At 73.5% G+C, this 16,388-nt stretch carries 15 protein-coding genes; 11 read left to right on the top strand and 4 right to left on the bottom strand.

Going from position 1 to position 16,388, the window contains the following annotated elements; all coding sequences use genetic code 11:
• Positions 1-7: 7 nt before the first annotated feature.
• Positions 8-1,588, bottom strand: coding sequence for a 2-trimethylaminoethylphosphonate dioxygenase (gene tmpA / locus ABTY15_RS07320; protein ID WP_350577478.1), 1,581 nt, complete (start codon positions 1,586-1,588; stop codon positions 8-10).
• Positions 1,589-1,780: 192 nt separating this feature from the next.
• Between tmpA and ABTY15_RS07325 the strand changes: the two genes are divergently transcribed.
• From ABTY15_RS07325 to ABTY15_RS07335, 3 genes are all read left to right on the top strand, one after another.
• On the top strand, positions 1,781-2,401 hold the full coding sequence (locus ABTY15_RS07325; RefSeq protein ID WP_350577485.1) for a hypothetical protein: 621 nt from the start codon (positions 1,781-1,783) through the stop codon (positions 2,399-2,401).
• Between the two features lie 46 nt (positions 2,402-2,447).
• Positions 2,448-3,086 carry a hypothetical protein gene (locus ABTY15_RS07330; protein ID WP_350577489.1) on the top strand — a complete coding sequence of 213 codons (639 nt, stop codon included), beginning with the start codon at positions 2,448-2,450 and terminating at the stop codon, positions 3,084-3,086.
• 136 nt (positions 3,087-3,222) lie between these two features.
• Positions 3,223-4,866: an APC family permease gene (locus ABTY15_RS07335; protein ID WP_350577492.1), complete on the top strand. Its 1,644-nt coding sequence runs from the start codon at positions 3,223-3,225 to the stop codon at positions 4,864-4,866.
• 53 nt (positions 4,867-4,919) lie between these two features.
• Here the strand turns inward: ABTY15_RS07335 and ABTY15_RS07340 are convergent, their stop codons facing one another.
• On the bottom strand, positions 4,920-6,005 hold the full coding sequence (locus ABTY15_RS07340; RefSeq protein WP_350577495.1) for a pyridoxal-phosphate-dependent aminotransferase family protein: 1,086 nt from the start codon (positions 6,003-6,005) through the stop codon (positions 4,920-4,922).
• Between the two features lie 177 nt (positions 6,006-6,182).
• Here ABTY15_RS07340 and ABTY15_RS07345 point away from each other — a divergent pair, with 177 nt between their 5' ends.
• The 8 genes from ABTY15_RS07345 to ABTY15_RS07380 all read left to right on the top strand — a co-directional run bounded on the left by ABTY15_RS07345 (position 6,183) and on the right by ABTY15_RS07380 (position 13,891).
• Positions 6,183-7,274 (top strand): amidohydrolase family protein, encoded by a 1,092-nt coding sequence (locus ABTY15_RS07345; RefSeq protein ID WP_350577498.1) that lies wholly within the window; start codon positions 6,183-6,185, stop codon positions 7,272-7,274.
• A 129-nt stretch (positions 7,275-7,403) separates the two neighbouring features.
• Positions 7,404-8,081: a uracil-DNA glycosylase gene (locus ABTY15_RS07350; protein ID WP_350577500.1), complete on the top strand. Its 678-nt coding sequence runs from the start codon at positions 7,404-7,406 to the stop codon at positions 8,079-8,081.
• Between the two features lie 126 nt (positions 8,082-8,207).
• Positions 8,208-9,236 (top strand): SCO1860 family LAETG-anchored protein, encoded by a 1,029-nt coding sequence (locus ABTY15_RS07355; RefSeq protein ID WP_350577502.1) that lies wholly within the window; start codon positions 8,208-8,210, stop codon positions 9,234-9,236.
• A 196-nt stretch (positions 9,237-9,432) separates the two neighbouring features.
• A complete protein-coding gene (glnII, locus tag ABTY15_RS07360; protein WP_350577504.1) occupies positions 9,433-10,455 on the top strand; it encodes a glutamine synthetase GlnII in 1,023 nt (340 codons plus the stop codon).
• A gap of 248 nt (positions 10,456-10,703) precedes the next feature.
• Entirely contained in the window at positions 10,704-11,858 is a 1,155-nt protein-coding gene (locus ABTY15_RS07365) for an LLM class flavin-dependent oxidoreductase (protein WP_350577507.1), read from the top strand.
• 88 nt (positions 11,859-11,946) lie between these two features.
• Complete coding sequence (locus tag ABTY15_RS07370; protein ID WP_350577513.1) at positions 11,947-12,477, top strand: hypothetical protein; 531 nt, start codon at positions 11,947-11,949, stop codon at positions 12,475-12,477.
• Positions 12,474-13,085: a hypothetical protein gene (locus tag ABTY15_RS07375; protein WP_350577515.1), complete on the top strand. Its 612-nt coding sequence runs from the start codon at positions 12,474-12,476 to the stop codon at positions 13,083-13,085. Before ABTY15_RS07370 ends, ABTY15_RS07375 begins: the two co-directional genes overlap by 4 nt.
• Positions 13,082-13,891, top strand: a complete 810-nt coding sequence (locus tag ABTY15_RS07380; protein ID WP_350577518.1) for an MOSC domain-containing protein — start codon at positions 13,082-13,084, stop codon at positions 13,889-13,891. The genes ABTY15_RS07375 and ABTY15_RS07380 overlap by 4 nt, the downstream gene beginning before the upstream one ends.
• On the opposite strand, the gene cobC is transcribed toward ABTY15_RS07380, so the two are convergent.
• Both cobC and ABTY15_RS07390 read right to left on the bottom strand, forming a co-directional pair.
• Complete coding sequence (gene cobC / locus ABTY15_RS07385) at positions 13,878-15,005, bottom strand: Rv2231c family histidinol phosphate aminotransferase CobC (RefSeq protein ID WP_350577521.1); 1,128 nt, start codon at positions 15,003-15,005, stop codon at positions 13,878-13,880. The genes ABTY15_RS07380 and cobC overlap by 14 nt on opposite strands.
• Complete coding sequence (locus tag ABTY15_RS07390; protein ID WP_350577525.1) at positions 15,002-16,255, bottom strand: cobalamin biosynthesis protein; 1,254 nt, start codon at positions 16,253-16,255, stop codon at positions 15,002-15,004. Before ABTY15_RS07390 ends, cobC begins: the two co-directional genes overlap by 4 nt.
• Positions 16,256-16,388: the final 133 nt, after the last annotated feature.

A 16,388-nucleotide genomic window follows, 5' to 3' on the forward strand; every position in this document is an offset into this window, starting at 1 on the left:
GGCGGGTTCAGTTCATGAGTGCGGCGAGCAGCGGGCGGAAGTGGTCGAAGCCGGGCGTCGCGGCGCCGGCCACCTTCGCCTGCTCGTCCCACCGGCGCACCGCCACCGCGTCGGCCGCGCCCGGGAGTTCGGCGAAGGCGGCGGCCTGCCGGTCGTCCATCGGGCCGCCCTGGACGGCGAGGGTGTACTCCGAGGCCTCGGACAGCCGCTCCCGGTAGCCCGGTTCGACCGCGCACAGGTAGCGCTTGGCGGCCACGTGCAGCCGGACCGGCTCGGTCACCTCCGGGCCGAACCACTGCGCCAGCCAGTCGGCGCCGGTGTCGCTGTGCCGGTTGTCCTGACCTTCCATCAGATCCCGTCCGTGCAGCGCCCCGTGGAAGTGGCCCACGTCGTGCAGCAGCGCCGCGGCGACCAGGTGCTCCGGCGCGCCCGCCGCCTCGGCGGCCGCGGCCGCCTGGAGCATGTGCTCGGCCATGGTCACCGCCTCGCCCAGGTACTCCCCGGCCCCCTCGCCGGCGAACAGCTCGGCGATCGCGTCCAGCGCGGCGGTGCGGCGGTGCAGCACGGTGAGGGTGGAGGCCAGCGAGTCCAGGTCGGCGTAGCAGCCCTGGAGGTGGCGGCCGCCGTCCTGCCGGAAGGCCGTCCGGGCGTGCAGCAGGCGGGTGTTGTCGAACACCAGGCAGTCGCCGCGGTCGAGGCGGAAGGCCAGCTGGAGCTCGGGGCGCAGGGTGATCGCGGCGAAGCGGCGGTACGCGGCGTAGAAGGCGGTGAGCTCCTCGGCGCTGCCGCGCAGGGTGCCGATCGAGCGGTTGTTGAAGCGGACCTCGCGGATCCGGCCGAGCCCGTCCACCTCGATCAGCGGGCGGTCGGCGCGCAGCTCGGTGCGGCGGTCGCGGAAGACGAACGGGACGGGTGTGCGGGTGAGGACGGCGAAGTCGGCCGGGGACTCCGCCCGGAGGATCGCCGCCGCCCGGAACCCGTCCACCAGGCCGGAGTCGCCGCCGGTCGCGGAGTTCTCCAGGCAGTGCAGCAGCTGGAGGGTCGGCACCGGGTCGCGGTACGGGTTGTCGGTGTGCGGGGCGATCGCGGCGCTGGTGAAGGCCAGGTTGTTCGGATCCGGCTCGACCCGGACGTCGAACAGCTCCCCGTAGTTGGTGACCCGGACGTACCCGAAGCTCTCCGCCACCCGCAGCACCTGGCGCTCCAGCGCCGGCACCCCGCGCAGCACGGCGAAGCCGCTGCGGCGCACGGCGGCGAGGACGGCGGCCTGCTCGGCCGGGTCGCCCAGGTAGGTCTCCCAGTCCGCCTCGGGGACGCCGCGCCGGAAGTCCGCCGCGACCCAGAGCCGCTTGTCGGCCTCGGTGCGCCCGTCGCCGTCCCGCTCGGCGGTCAGCCACTCCAGCGGGTAGCGCGAGCGGTGCCCGTCCGACCAGAGCACCTCCAGGTTGCCGTCCAGCTCGGTGCCGGCGGCGATCGTCAGCTCGTCCGGCAGGTCGTTGATCTGGAACAGCTTCTGCCCGTTGCGCGGGTCCCGGCACTCGGCGCACGGGCAGTTGTCGCGCAGCCAGTACGGCGGCAGCTCGGACACGGTTCTCCTCCTCGGCGGCGATGCCAGGTTAAGTTGTATAGCCAACTTCACCCACGCCGCAGGAGCCTGCCGGGCCCGGGTGAGGTCCGCGTGCCGGACAGGTGAACAGCGGGGGAACTGTGGCGGGGGCTTCGCCGAGGTGCGGCCGGAAGGATCTTGCGAAAAGTGGTTCAGACCTGCTCGGATGTGCCGGTGCTCGAACAGGAATCCGTTGACGGCTCCCCGGTGGACATCCTGGTGGACGTCACCCCCGCCCCGCCGCGCCCCCGCTCCCGCCGCCGCCTCTGGCTGACCGTCGCCGCCGTCGCGGTCGCCGGCGCCACCACCTTCGGCGTGGTCTTCGCCGACAACTTCGCCGCCCTCGGCGCGTACCGGTACAGCGCGCCCAAGGAGTTCGACGGCCTCCCGCTGGCCCCCGAGTACTCCCACCCCAAGCGCACGGCGCGGGCCAACGCCGACTCGGGTGTCACGGACACCGGCTACATGAGCCGGGACGAGCAGCGGATGGCCTCCGTGAACGTCGCCGAGCAGCACGTCTTCCTGCCGTCCTCCCGGATCGACGACGCGGTCGCCCGGCTCGGCCGGGAGGGCTTCGCCTTCACCGACCTGCACGAGGTCGATCCGGGCGAGCGAGGCGGCGTGATGAAGTGCGGTCGGGCCGGCTTCGACGGCGGCGAGGTCACCGTCTGCGTCTGGGTGGACGGCAGCATGATCGCCAGCCTGGCCGAGGGCATCCACGGCGCCACCGTGGACCCCGACACCCTGGCCGACCGGGTCCGCGCCTTCCGGCTGCTCGCCGAGGTCCCTTCGTAGCGTCAAACCCCTTGCGCCCGGGCCCCTGACCTGCTCGGATATGCCGGTGCTCGATCAAGATCAGACCCCGGGCGGCGACGTCGTGGTGGACATGACCCCACCCGGCCCGCCCACCCCGCTGCCGCCGCCGTCCCCGCGCTCCCTCCGCCGCCTCTGGCTGAGCCTGATAGCGGTGGCGGTCGCCCTCGTCACCACGTTCTTCGTCGTCTTCGCCGACAACCTCGCCGCGTTCGGGGCGTACCGCTACAGCCCGCCGCAGCAGTTCCTGGGGCTGCCGCACGTCCCGCCGGAGAAGACCCCCAAGTTGCCGGCGGCCGCCACCGCGAACCTCAAGTTCGACGCCTACCAGTCCGAGGACCGTACCCGGACCGTCGTCCTGACCGTCCACCAGCAGCCCTCCTTCCTGCCCGACACGGCGATCGACGGCCTGGTCTCCGAGGCGGTCAAGGGAATGCGGTCCGAGGTCGTCGACCTGCACGAGGTCGATCCGGGCGAGCGCGGCGGCGTCATGAAGTGCGGCCACCTGCAGAGGACCGGCTTCAAGGAGACCCCCAGCTTCTGCGCCTGGTCCGACGGCAGCATGTGGGCCGTCTACTTCGAGAACATCAACCAGGTCTCCGTCACCACGGAGACCCTCGCCGACCACGCCCGCGAGATCCGCCGCACCGCCGAAGTCCCGTCCTGAGCGGAGCCCGGGACCTGACCGGGGCCCGGCCGGTGCCGCCGTTCGGGTGAGGGGGGCGCGCCGCAGTGCGTTCCGGCGCCGGTGCTGCGGCACTGTCGGGATGGTTTTCCCCCGACAGTGAGAGGCGAACTCGGCGATGGCTCATTCCAGTACGAAGACCCCGGCTGCCTCGGGGCACACCGGACTCAAACGCGAGGTCGGCGTCGTCGGGCTGCTCTGGGCCTCGGTCGGGGCGATCATCGGCTCCGGCTGGCTGTTCGGGGCGCAGAAGGCGGCGGTGGCGGCCGGCCCGGCGGCGCTGGTGTCCTGGGGGGTCGGCGCAGTGGCGATCATCCTGCTGGCGCTGGTGCACGCCGAACTGGGCGGGCTCTTCCCGGTCGCCGGCGGCACCGCGCGGTACCCGCACTACGCCTTCGGCGGCTTCGCGGGGATGTCGTTCGGCTGGTTCACCTGGCTCCAGGCGGCGACCATCGCGCCGATCGAGGTCCAGGCGATGATCAACTACGCCCAGCACTGGTCCTGGGCGGACGGTCTGCTGAACCCGAACCTGACGCTGACCACCGCCGGGTTCTTCGTCGCGGCCGCCCTGCTCGGCGTCTTCGTGGCGATCAACTTCCTCGGCGTGCGGCTCCTCGCGCACACCAACAGCGTGGCCACCGTGTGGAAGGTCGCCGTCCCGATCCTGGCCATCTTCGCCCTCGGGATCACCGAGTTCCACGGCTCCAACTTCAACGTGCACGGCTTCGCGCCGGACGGTGCCAAGGGCGTGCTCGCGGCGATCAGCACCAGCGGGGTGATCTTCGCGCTGCTCGGGTTCGAGCAGGCCATCCAGTGGGCGGGCGAGAGCCGCAACCCCCGCCGGGACATCCCCCGGGCGGTGCTCGGATCGGTGGTGATCGGCACGATCATCTACGTCATGCTTCAGGTGGTGTTCATCGGCGCCCTGCCGCCCGCGACCTTCGCCGGCGGCTGGGACAAGCTCACCTACCCCGGCATCAGCGGACCGTTCGCGGGCCTCGCGACGCTGATCGGCCTCGGCTGGCTGGCCACCATCCTCTTCATCGACGCGATCATCTCGCCCGCCGGCACCGGCCTGGTCTACATCACCTCCAGCTCCCGGGTCACCTACGGCCTGAGCCGCAACGGCTACGCGCCGCCGACCCTGCAGTACACCACCCCCCGGCACTCGGTGCCCTGGCTGGGTCTGCTCATCGCCTGGATCGCCGGGGTGATCTGCTTCCTGCCGTTCCCGAGCTGGCAGCGGCTGGTCGGCTTCATCACCTCGGCGGTGGTGCTGATGTACGCGGGCGCGCCGCTGGCCTTCGGGGTGCTGCGCAAGCGGCTGCCGGAGATGGAGCGGTCGTACCACCTGCCCGGCGGCACGATCATCTCGCCGCTGGCCTTCGTGGTGGCGAGCCTGGTCATCTACTGGTCCGGCTGGGACACCCTGTGGCGGCTGGGCCTGGCGATCCTGATCGGCTACCTGCTGCTCGGCGGGTACTCCGCGTACGCGGCCTCGACGGGGGTGCCGAACGCGCCGCGGATGGACTTCAAGGCCGGGCAGTGGCTGCCGGTCTACCTGGTCGGGATGGGCCTGACCTCCTGGCAGGGCACCTTCGGCGAGGGCGCCCAGGGGAACCTGCCGCTCTGGTGGGACATGCTCGTCGTGTCGGTGTTCGCCCTGGCGATCTACTACTGGGCGCTGGCGGTCGCGCTGCCGAAGGAGGAGATCGAGCGGAACATCCGCGGCGTCGAGGTGGTGGACGCGGGCGGGCACTGAGCGGCGGCATCGAGCGGCCCCCGGGATCGCCTCCCGGGGGCCGCTCGGCGTTCCTACGCCTGGACGGCCGCCGCCCAGGCGGCCCCGGCGGCGGCCAGGGCGGGGGCGGGATCGGCGGCGGTCGCGGTGGCGAGGCCGGTGAGGCAGGCCCGGACGGTGTCCAGCGAGGCCGCCGGCCCGTAGTGGTTGACCCGCAGCATCGAGGCGGCCAGCGCGCCGCCGCCGGGCTGGACGGGCAGGGCCGGGTCGAGGCGGGCGGCGAGCTCTGCGGCGTGCAGGCCGTCCGGGGTGCGCAGGGTGGTGGCGACCGGCGCGGCGTGGGCGTCCTCGCGGACGAAGGGGCTGAGGGTGCCCAGGGCGCGGACCCCGGCGCGGGTGGCGGCGGAGGCGGCGCGGTGGCGGGCGATGACGGCGGGCAGGCCGTCTGCGGCGATCCGGTCCAGGCAGGCGCCGAGCGCGAGCATCTCCAACTGGGCGGGCGCGTGCGGGAGTACCGCGCGCCCGGCGTCCGTCCAGCGCTCCTTCCAGTCGAGCAGCGACAGGTAGGAGCGGCGCGGGGCGGCCGGGTTGGCGGCGATCCGCGCCCAGGCGCGCTCGGAGACGGAGACCGCGGAGACCCCGGCGGGGCCGCCCATCGCCTTCTGGCCGCCGACGACGCACAGGTCGACGCCCCACGCGTCGGTCAGCAGCGGTTCGGCGGCCACCGAGGCGACCGCGTCCAGCATCAGCAGCGCGCCGTGCGCGCGGACCACGGCGGCGATCTCGGCGACCGGGTTGGTGTTGCCGGTGGCCGCCTCGGCGTGGACGAGCGAGACGAAGTCGATCTCCGGGTGCGCGCGCAGGGCCTCGGCGACCTGCTCGGCGCTCACCGCGCCGTGGAAGGGCACGGCGAGGTCGACGACCTCCGCCCCGCAGGAGCGCAGCCAGCCGCCGAAGGTCTGGCCGTACGGGCCGGTGACGATGTTGAGCGCGGTGGAGCCCGGGTGGGCGGCGCCGCGGATCGCGGCCTCCAGCGGCAGCAGCGCCTCGCCCTGGGTGACGATCACGTCGGCGGTGGTGTGCAGCAGCGCGGCCACCTGGTCCTCGATCGCCGCGAACTCGGCGGCGCTCAGCGGGGGCAGGTCGAGGAAGGGGCTCATGCGCCCGCCTCGCTTCGCTCGGCGAGGGCATTTGCCCACGCGCACCTCTCGATGGTGACCTCGCTTCGCTCGCTCACGTCTGTATCGGCCTTTCGTGCGGCGGGTGGTCGGTACGGCAACGAGTCTGCCGTACTTTCGCTGCTTACCCGGAGCGTCCGCCTCGGTAGAGTGCGGGCCATGAGCGATGGCGCGGTGCTGCACGTCCGGGGTCGGGTGCTGGTCGGTCCGGAGGACGTCCGGGACGAACTCTGGGTGGTGGACGGCCGGGTGAGCTTCACCCGCCCGCCCGGCGCCGCGGACGTCCGGACGGTGACCGGCTGGGTGCTGCCCGGCCTGGTGGACGCGCACTGCCACGTCGGCCTGGACGCGCACGGCGCCGTCGACGCCGAGACCAGCGAGAAGCAGGCGCTCACCGACCGCGACGCCGGCACCCTGCTGATCCGGGACGCCGGTTCGGCCGCCGACACCCGGTGGATCGACGAGCGCGAGGACCTGCCCCGGATCATCCGGGCCGGGCGGCACATCGCCCGCACCCGCCGCTACATCCGCAACTACGCGCACGAGATCGAGCCCGGCGACCTCGCCGCGTACGTCCGGGCCGAGGCCCGGCGCGGCGACGGCTGGGTGAAGCTGGTCGGCGACTGGATCGACCGCGAGCACGGCGACCTCACCGCCTGCTGGCCCGGCGACGCGCTCGCCGAGGCGATCGCGGCGGCGCACGAGGAGGGCGCGCGGGTCACCGCGCACTGCTTCGCCGCCGAGTCGCTGCCCGACCTGCTGGCGGCCGGCATCGACTGCGTCGAGCACGCCACCGGGCTGACCGAGGAGCTGATCCCGGCCTTCGCCGAGCGCGGCGTGGCCATCGTCCCGACGCTGGTCAACATCGCCACCTTCCCGGACCTGGCGGCGGGCGGCGAGGGCAAGTTCCCGGCCTGGGCGGCCCACATGCGGCGGCTGCACGAGCGCCGGTACGCGACGGTGGGCGCCGCGCACGATGCGGGCATCCCGGTGTTCGTCGGCACGGACGCGGGCGGCTCGCTCGCGCACGGGCTGGTGGCCGAGGAGGTGGCGGAGCTGGTGAAGGCCGGGCTGAGCCCCGCCGAGGCGCTGTCCGCGGCGAGTTGGGGCGCGCGCGAGTGGCTGGGCCGGCCGGGGCTGGAGGAGGGCGCTTCCGCCGACTTCGTGGTGTACGAGGAGGATCCGCGGGCGGACGTCCGGGTGCTCGCCGACCCGCGGCTGGTGGTGCTGCGCGGGCGGCCGGTGGGGTGATCGGAGCGGCTGCGTTCGGGGGGCTGGTCGCGTGATCAACCGCGTGGTCGTCGGCGTGGCCATCCGGGTGATCAACCGCGTGATCATCCGCTGAACGCGCTGTCGGTGTAGGCCGATAGGGTGGCCACCATGGCACCGCGTCCACTGAACGAGATCGTCGAGCCCGGCTGGGCCACCGCCCTGGAACCGGTCGCCGGGCGGGTCGCCGCCATGGGCGACTTCCTGCGCGCCGAGCTGGCCGCCGGCCGCACCTACCTGCCCTCCGGGCCGAACGTGCTGCGGGCCTTCCAGCAGCCCTTCGCCGACGTGCGGGTGCTGATCGTCGGGCAGGACCCGTACCCGACCCCCGGCCACGCCGTCGGGCTGAGCTTCTCGGTGGGGGCGGAGGTGCGGCCGATCCCGGCCAGCCTGATCAACATCTTCCAGGAGTACGGCAACGACCTCGGCCTGCCGCAGCCGTCCAATGGCGACCTCACCCCCTGGACGCAGCAGGGTGTGCTCCTGCTCAACCGCGCGCTGACCACCGCGCCGCGCAAGCCCGCCGCGCACCGGGGCAAGGGCTGGGAGGAGGTCACCGAGCAGGCGATCCGGGCGCTGGTGGCGCGCGGCGGCCCGCTGGTGGCGATCCTGTGGGGGCGTGACGCCCGTAACCTGCGGCCGTTGCTGGGGGAGGTGCCGGCGATCGAGTCGGCGCACCCGAGCCCGTACTCGGCCAACGGCGGGTTCTTCGGCTCGCGGCCGTTCACCCGGGCGAACGAGCTGCTGGTGCGGCAGGGGGCGCAGCCGGTCGACTGGCGGCTGCCGTAGCAGAGTCCGGTCAGCTCGGAGCGTCAATCTCACTCCAAAGGGTGAAATGACGCTCCGTGTGGCTCATGTGACTCATCGTTTGAGAAGACTGGCGGCTCATCGTTCCAGTCGTGTGGGGGTACCACCATGTCTTCTCGCCGAATCGTTTCCGCAAGTGCCGTCGTCGCGGCCTGCACCCTGCTCACCGTCGCGCCCGCCCAGGCCGCCGAGCCCGCCCCCTCGTCGGCCCCGTCCCCCGGCAAGGCCCGCGCCGTCACCGTCGAAGTCGACCTGGACGTCAGTCTGTTGAACAAGACGGTGGACGTGCCGGTGAACATCGCGCTGAACAAGGTGGAGACGCCTGCGCAGCGCGAAGGTTCGATGCTGACCGCGAAGGTGGACGGCGTGGACCAGACGGGCCCGGTGACCCTGGTCAAGGCCGACCTCGGCAAGTCCACGACCCGCGCCGACGCCAGGGGCACCGCCGCCTCCGTCCAGTTGGTCAACGCCGACGTGCACGCCCCGGGCCTGCCGGCCACCGCGCTGCTCGGCCTGGAGGCGATGAGCGCCGAGGCGACCTGTCCGGTCGACGGGCAGCCGACCGCCGACGTGGTCGCCCCCGCCAGGCTGACCGTGCTCGGCAAGCCGGTCACCGTGGGCCTGTACGGGCCGACCAACGTCGACGTGCCGTTGATCGGCAGCGTGTCGGTGGAGTTCTCCAAGAAGACCACCACCTCCAGCACGGCGGCGGCCTCGGCGCTGGAGGTGCGGGTCGCGGTGAACCCGCTGAACCTCAACGTGGCCAAGGTGACCGGGACGATCACCGTCGCCTCGGTCAGCTGTGAGAAGCCGGCCGCGCCGCAGAGCCAGGCCCCGACGGCGACCCCGACCGTTACGCCGACTGTTACGTCGGCTGTTACGGCGACCACCGGCGCGCCCGCCGTCCAGCCGGCCGTCGACACCACCGCCCGGGCCGCCGCCCAGGCCCCGCAGGCCGCGCGGGCCGTCACCGGGGCGGCCGGGCAGCCCGCCCCGGGCGGCGGCCTCGCCGCGACCGGTTCCAGCGGCGCCACCGGCCCGCTGGCCGCCGGGGCCGCCGCCCTGGTCGCGGGCGGCGCCTGCGCGCTGTGGGGCACCCGGCGCCGCCGGGCCGCGCACGCCGCCCGTCGGCACTGAGGCACTGAGGCACTGAGGTGCTGAGGCGCTGAGGCACCCTGTGGTGCGGGAGTGCCACGCCCGGCACTCCCGCACCGTGACCGTGCCGACGCGGACGGTTGGTTCACATGGGCGTTACACGAGAGGAACAACCGGGAAACGGCGACTTGCGACGCTACGCGGGCACCCACCACCCAGTAATGCGAGGTACACCGCCGTGGCAATCAAGGCCGAGTACATCTGGATCGACGGCACCAAGCCGACCGCCAAGCTCCGTTCCAAGACTCGCGTCCTGGCCAACGCGGACAAGATCCCCACCTGGGGCTTCGACGGTTCCTCCACCAACCAGGCCGAGGGCCACGCCTCGGACCGCGTTCTGGAGCCGGTGAAGGTCGTCAAGGACCCGATCCGCGGTGGCGACAACATCCTGGTCCTCTGCGAGGTCCTGGAGACGAACGGTACCCCGCACGAGTCCAACACCCGCTCCCTGCTCCGTGAGGTCGCCGAGAAGTACGCCTCCCAGGAGTCGATCTTCGGCATCGAGCAGGAGTACACGTTCTTCAAGGGCTCCCGCCCGCTCGGCTTCCCCGAGGGCGGCTACCCGGCCCCGCAGGGCGGCTACTACTGCGGCGTCGGCGCCGAGGAGGTCTTCGGCCGCGAGATCGTCGAGCTGCACCTGGACCGCTGCATCGACGCCGGCCTGGCCATCTGCGGCATCAACGCCGAGGTCATGCCCGGCCAGTGGGAGTTCCAGATCGGCCCGGTCGACGCGCTGACCGTCTCGGACGACCTGTGGATCGCCCGCTACCTGCTCTACCGCACCGCCGAGGAGTTCGGCATCGACGCCACCCTCGACGCCAAGCCGGCCCGTGGCGACTGGAACGGTGCGGGTGCGCACACCAACTTCTCCACCAAGGCCATGCGTGAGGGCTACGAGGCCATCATCACCGCCTGCGAGTCGCTCGGCGCCTCCCAGGAGAAGGTCCTGGAGCACGTCAACCAGTACGGTGACGACATCCAGTCCCGCCTGACCGGCAAGCACGAGACCGCCCCGTGGAACGTCTACAGCTACGGCGTCTCCAACCGCGGCGCCTCGGTCCGCATCCCGTGGCAGGTCGAGGTGGAGCAGAAGGGCTACATCGAGGACCGTCGCCCGAACGCCAACGTCGACCCCTACGTCGTCACCCGCCTCCTGATCAACACCTGCTGCGAGGCCCTGGAGAAGGCCGGCCAGGTCTGATCCGGACACCGGATTCATCACGCCCGTCGGCTCTCCCCTTTTCTTCGAGGGGAGGGCCGACGGGCGTTTCGTCGTGCATAATCGCTCGCATGACTGCTGCCGCCTCCCGCTGCCTCGTGCGTCGACTGCACGTGGATCTGGCGCGGGTGGGCGTGGCCGCGTGTTGCCGGTGAGGGTTCCGCTGTCTCTGTCGCTGTTCCTCTCGCTGTTCCTCTCACTGGCGAATCCGGCCGCAGGAGTGCGTCTTCATGTCTCTCACGTTCCACTGGTTCCTGCCCACCAACGGTGACAGTCGGCAGATCGTCGGGGGTGGGCACGGCTCGACGCCCGGGGTGGCCGGGGCGGACCGGCCGCCGGGGGTGGCGTACCTGGGGCAGATCGCCCGCAGCGCCGAACAGTTGGGGTTCGAGGGGGTACTGACGCCGACCGGGGCGTGGTGCGAGGACGCGTGGCTGACCACGGCGATGCTGACCCAGGTGACCGAGCGGCTGAAGTACCTGGTGGCGTTCCGGCCCGGTCAGATCAGTCCGACGCTGGCCGCGCAGATGGCGGCGACCTACCAACGGCAGTCCGGCGGGCGGCTGTTGCTCAACGTGGTGACCGGTGGGGAGTCGGCCGAGCAGCGCGCGTACGGGGACTTCCTGGACAAGGACGCCCGGTACGCGCGGACCGGGGAGTTCCTGGACATCACCCGGCGGCTCTGGGCGGGGGAGACCGTCGACCACCACGGGCCCCATCTGAGGGTCGAGCGGGCGAAGTTGAACCGGCTGCCGGATCCGGTGCCGGCGGTGTACTTCGGTGGTTCCTCCCCGGCGGCCGGGGACGTCGCCGCGCGGTACGCCGACGTCTACCTGACCTGGGGCGAACCGCCCGCCCAGGTGCGGGAGAAGATCGGCTGGATCCGTGAACTGGCTGCCGCCCGGGGGCGGGTGGTCCGCTTCGGGATCCGGCTGCACGTGATCACCCGGGACACCGCCGCGCAGGCCTGGGCGGAGACCGAGCGGCTGCTCGCCGGGATGGACCCGCAGCGCGTGCGGCAGACCCAACGGGCGCTGGCCGAGAGCGAGTCGGAGGGCCAGCGGCGGATGCTCGCGCTGCACGGCGGCTCGGCCGAGCGGCTGGAGGTGTACCCCGGGCTGTGGGCCGGCATCGGGCTGCTGCGCGGCGGCGCCGGGACGGCCCTGGTGGGCAGCCACCGGGAGGTCGCCGACCTGATCGCCGAGTACCACGAGCTGGGCATCGACGAGTTCGTGCTGTCGGGCATGCCGCACCTGGAGGAGGCGTACTGGTTCGGCGAGGGCGTCCTGCCGCTGCTGGCGGCCCGCAACCTGTGGCGCCGGCCGGGGGCACGGGCGGGGGAACGGGTGGGGGAACGGGCGGGGGTGGGCCGACCGGTCGGGTAGTGCGCGGGGGAACGGGCGGGGGTGGGCCGACCGGCGGGGTAGTGCAAACCGGTGGTCAACCCGGTTCGTTCACCCGAGAATTCACTGCATGACGCAGCCCCTGCTCCTCCTCGACGTGGACGGACCACTCAACCCCTTTGCCGCGCCGGAGAAGCGGCGCCCGGACGGCTACGACACCTACCGCGTGCTCCCGACCTGGTGGAAGGACCGGCAGGAGCAGCGCGGGGACGGGCGGATCAAGCCGCTGCGGGTCTGGCTGAACCCGCAGCACGGCACGGAGCTGCTCGCCCTGCCGTACGAACTGGTGTGGGCCACCGGGTGGATGGACGAGGCGAACACCCACATAGGCCCCAACCTCGGCCTGCCCGAACTCCCGTACATCCCGTGGACCGACCTCTTCGGGGAGGACCCGGACGGCCTGCACTGGAAGACCAGGGACGTCGTCGCCTGGGCGGACGGCCGCCCGTTCGTCTGGGTGGACGACGAACTCGGCCCGCAGGACACCGAGTGGATCGCCGCCCACCACCCGGGCCCCGCGCTCACCCTGCACGTCAACCCCCGACTCGGCCTGCGCACGAGTGACTTCGCGATCCTGTGGGAGTGGGCGGTGACGGCATGACGCGCCCCCTGCTGCTGATCGACGTGGACGGGCCGCTCAACCCCTACGCCGCACCGGACACCCGCCGACCCGAGGGCTACGACACCCACCGGATGCTGCCCGCCTCGTGGGTCGCCCGCCAGACCGCGGAGCGCGGGGGCGGCCGGATCACGCCGCTGCGGGTGTGGCTGAACCCGTTGCACGGGCCGGAGTTGCTCGCCCTGCCGTACGAACTGGTGTGGGCGACCACCTGGATGGACGAGGCGAACACCTTCATCGGCCCGAACATCGGCCTGCCCGAACTCCCGTACATCCGCTGGACGGAGGTCTTCCGGCCGGATCCGGACGGCCTGCACTGGAAGACCAGGGACTTGGTCGCCTGGGCGGACGGCCGCCCGTTCGTGTGGCTGGACGACGAGCTCGGGCCGCAGGACATCGAGTGGATCGCGGCGAACCACCCCGCCCCGGCCCTGCTGCTCTGGGTCGACCCACGCTTCGGCCTGCGGGAGCTGCACTTCGCGGCGCTGCGCGAGTGGGCGGAGGACGAGTCGGTGGAGGGCGAGTCCGTGGCGGACGAGCGGGACGAGCAGTACGGGCAGGCGCGGGGCGGGCGGGTGGAGGGCGAGTGAGTGTGATCGCGACGGTGCAGCGGTTGCGCCGCTACCCGGTGAAGTCGCTGCTGGGGGAGGACCTCCGGGAGGCCGAGGTCGACCGGGGCGGCTTGGAGCGGGACCGCGCCCGGGCCCTGCTCGACCTCGACACCGGGAAGGTCGCCAGCGCCAAGAACCCGAGGCTCTGGGCGGGCCTGCTCGACTGCGCCGCGACGGCCACGGCGGACGGCGGCGTGGCCGTCACCGGGCCGGACGGGCGATGTATCGACGAGGCCGGGCTGTCCGAGCTGCTCGGCCGGAAGGTCAGCCTGATCGCCGAGCGCCCGCCCGGCGCGAGCATCGACCGGTCGGTGCCGGAGCAGGTGCTGGCGCACGGCATCGAGGCCGAAGTCGAAGGCACCGTGGTCGAGTTGGGGCGCGGAACGCCGGGCGGCTCGTTCGTCGACTTCGCCCCGCTGCACCTGCTCACCACCTCCTCGCTGGCCGCGGCCGGGGCGGAGAGCGAGGTCGAGGCGGAGCGCTACCGGCCGAACCTGGTGCTGCGCACCGAGGGCGAGGGGTTCGTCGAGAACGACTGGGTGGGGCGGGAGTTGACGATCGGGGCGACGCTGCGGCTGAACGTCCTGGTGCCGACCCCGCGCTGCGCCGTCCCCACCCTGCGGCACGGCCCGCTGCCCCGGCGCGCGGACGCCCTACGGATACCGGCCGAGCGGAACCGGGTGGTGCCGATGGCGGGCCTGCCGGCGCTGCCCTGCGTGGGTGTGTACGCCCAGGTGCTGGTGCCGGGCCGGATCCGGGTGGGGGACGAGGTCAGGCTGGACTGACGCCGGGGGCGAGGCTTGGGTCGAGGACGGCGTCCAGTGCGTCCAGGAAGCGGTCGGTGGTCTCCTCGTCCCGGACGGCGATCCGCAGCCACTCCTCGCCCAGCCCCGGGAAGGTGTCCCCGCGCCGGACGGCGAAGCCGTGCCCGCGCAGCCGCTCCCGGACGGCCGCCGCGCCCGGCAGCCGGATCAGCACGAAGGAGGCGGCCGGTTCCCCGTGCACCCGCACCGACGGGAAGGCGGCCAGCCCCTTCAGCAGGTGCTCGCGCCACAGCGCCAGTTCGGCGGCGGCCTGCTCCGCCTCGGCCAGCGCCGCCGGGGTGCTGCACGCCTCGGCGGCGGCCAGGGCCGGGGTGGAGACCGGCCAGAGCGGCTGGGCGGCGGCGAGCGCGGCGATCAGCGGCGCGGGCCCGAGCACGTAGCCGATCCGGAGCCCGGCCAGGCCCCAGGTCTTGGTGAGGCTGCGCAGCACGACCACCTGGCCGGGCAGGTCGCGGCGGGCGGCGAGGGACTCGCGCTCGCCCGGCACGGTGTCCATGAACGCCTCGTCCACCACCAGGGTCCGCCCGGGGCGGGCCAGTGCGGCGACGGCCTCGGCGGGGTGCAGCACGGAGGTGGGGTTGGTCGGGTTCCCGAGGACGACCAGGTCCGCCTCCTCGGGGACCGCGTCGGAGCCGGTGCCCGACGTGGAGCCGCCCGGCCGGGATCCGTTCAGCCGGGATCCGTTCAACCGGAAGCCGTCCGCCGCCGACAGCAGGACCCGGTGCACTTGGTGCCCGGCGTCCCGCAGTGCCGCCTCGGGCTCGGTGAACTGCGGGTGCACGACCGAGATGTGACGTGGCGTCAGGGTGCGTGCGAGCAGGACGAAGGCCTCCGCGGCCCCCGAGGTCAGCAGCACCTCGGCCACCGGCCGCTGGTGCCGCTCGGCCACGGCGGCCCGGGCGGCGGTCTGGTCGGGGTAGGCGGCGAGGTCGGCCAGGGTCGCGGCGAGTCGCTCGCGCAGCCAGCCCGGGGGCGTGCCGGTGCGCACGTTGACGGCGAGGTCGACCAGGCCGACCCCGTCGGCGCGCACCTCGGCGTCGCCGTGGTGGCGGAGGTCGGGTTCGGCGGCGGTCACGCGGGGTCTCCTTGCCCGTCGACGGGCAGCTCGGCGCGTACGTCCGCCGGCCGGTCGGGCAGCCCCGGCACGCGGTGGACGTCGTACGGCCCGGGCGGCGGCATGTCCAGCACGGAGCCGTCGCCGAGGGCGACCAGCGCGACGGCGTGCCCGTGGGAGGCCAGGGTGACGGCCGTCTCGACGGGGTCGAGGGCCGCCCCGACGCCGTCGTCGGTCGCGATCCGCCTGATCCCCGGCCGGAGCAGTCCGGCGACCGCCTCGACCGCGTCCGTCGTGCCGACCACCGCCGAGGCGCGCCGCAGCTCCGCCAGCGCGCGCGGCACCAGCAGGTCGTGCTCGCCCGACCCGAGGCCGACCAGGGCGAGTCGTCCGCGCAGCGCCGCCCGCGCGATCGCGACCGTCGCCGTCGCCGACTTCCGCTTGGCGACGACGAGTTCGCCGCCGGGGGCGCTCGCCAGCGCCGCCGCCTCGGCGACGCTCGCGGTGCCGACGGCCGCACCGACCACGGCGGACGGGTTCGGCACCGGCACACCCGCCAGCGCCTGCGCCGGGTGCTCGTCCACCGGCACCCCGGTGAGGCAGAACGCCGCCCAGCGCACCGCCGGATGGTCGGCCTTGCCGGTCACCGTCGCCAGCCGGGCGATCGACGAGCGGGCGAGGCCGGTCTCCTTCAGGGTGTCCGACAGCAGTCGCATCACCTCGCCGGGCTCGGTGCCGCTGCCCGCGCCGATCCCGACCACCAGCGTGCGCGGGAACACCAGCAGGTCGCTGTCGCCCGGGTCCTCCTGGTCGATGATCCGCAGCACCGGGGCGTCCGCGGGCGCGTCGGACCGGCCTGGGGCGTCGGACCGGCCTGTGACGTCGGGCCGGACCGGGGCGTCGGGCCGCGGCCCGGGGCCGGTGAGCACCGGAGTGACACCGAGGACGGCCGCCACCTCCTGGGCCAGCTCCTCGGCGCCGGTGCTCGGCCAGGTCAGCGGGATCACGTAACGCCGCTGCGGATCCACGCAGAGCAGGGCGGTGCCGCGCGGGACGTCGATGTCCAGGCGGCCGATCAGCGAGACGACCGTCGCGAGGGGCGCGAAGGCGACCACCTGCTCGTACCGGCCGAGGGCGAACCACATCGCCTCGGGCTCCTGGAAGCAGTTGCCGCGCGAGGCGTGGTGGACCCGGCTGCTCTCCGGCCAGGCGGCGTGCAGCTCGTTCGCGAGCGGGCGGGCCGACCCGTCGAGTGAGACCAGACCGATCACGATCCCCCGCTCCCTAGCTGTTCGCCTGTTCTTCACCTGCGTTGCGCCGTCCGCGCCACCGCGGCGATCCTACTGTTTTCGGCGCTCCAGCCCCCGGCAGCCCCCACGCACGGCCCCGGCAACCCCGGCAACC

This window comes from Kitasatospora sp. NPDC097643 (genome assembly GCF_040302625.1).
In the GTDB taxonomy this organism is placed as follows: domain Bacteria; phylum Actinomycetota; class Actinomycetes; order Streptomycetales; family Streptomycetaceae; genus Kitasatospora.

Bases quoted from the DNA above. Each gene is read 5' to 3' on its own strand.
- ABTY15_RS07335 (WP_350577492.1), top strand. From the start codon at position 3,223: ATGGCTCATTCCAGTACGAAGACCCCGGCTGCCTCGGGGCACACCGGA.
- ABTY15_RS07355 (WP_350577502.1), top strand. From the start codon at position 8,208: ATGTCTTCTCGCCGAATCGTTTCCGCAAGTGCCGTCGTCGCGGCCTGC.
- ABTY15_RS07345 (WP_350577498.1), top strand. From the start codon at position 6,183: ATGAGCGATGGCGCGGTGCTGCACGTCCGGGGTCGGGTGCTGGTCGGT.
- ABTY15_RS07365 (WP_350577507.1), top strand. From the start codon at position 10,704: ATGTCTCTCACGTTCCACTGGTTCCTGCCCACCAACGGTGACAGTCGG.
- ABTY15_RS07350 (WP_350577500.1), top strand. From the start codon at position 7,404: ATGGCACCGCGTCCACTGAACGAGATCGTCGAGCCCGGCTGGGCCACC.
- ABTY15_RS07340 (WP_350577495.1), bottom strand. From the start codon at position 6,005: ATGAGCCCCTTCCTCGACCTGCCCCCGCTGAGCGCCGCCGAGTTCGCG.
- ABTY15_RS07375 (WP_350577515.1), top strand. From the start codon at position 12,474: ATGACGCGCCCCCTGCTGCTGATCGACGTGGACGGGCCGCTCAACCCC.
- ABTY15_RS07370 (WP_350577513.1), top strand. From the start codon at position 11,947: ATGACGCAGCCCCTGCTCCTCCTCGACGTGGACGGACCACTCAACCCC.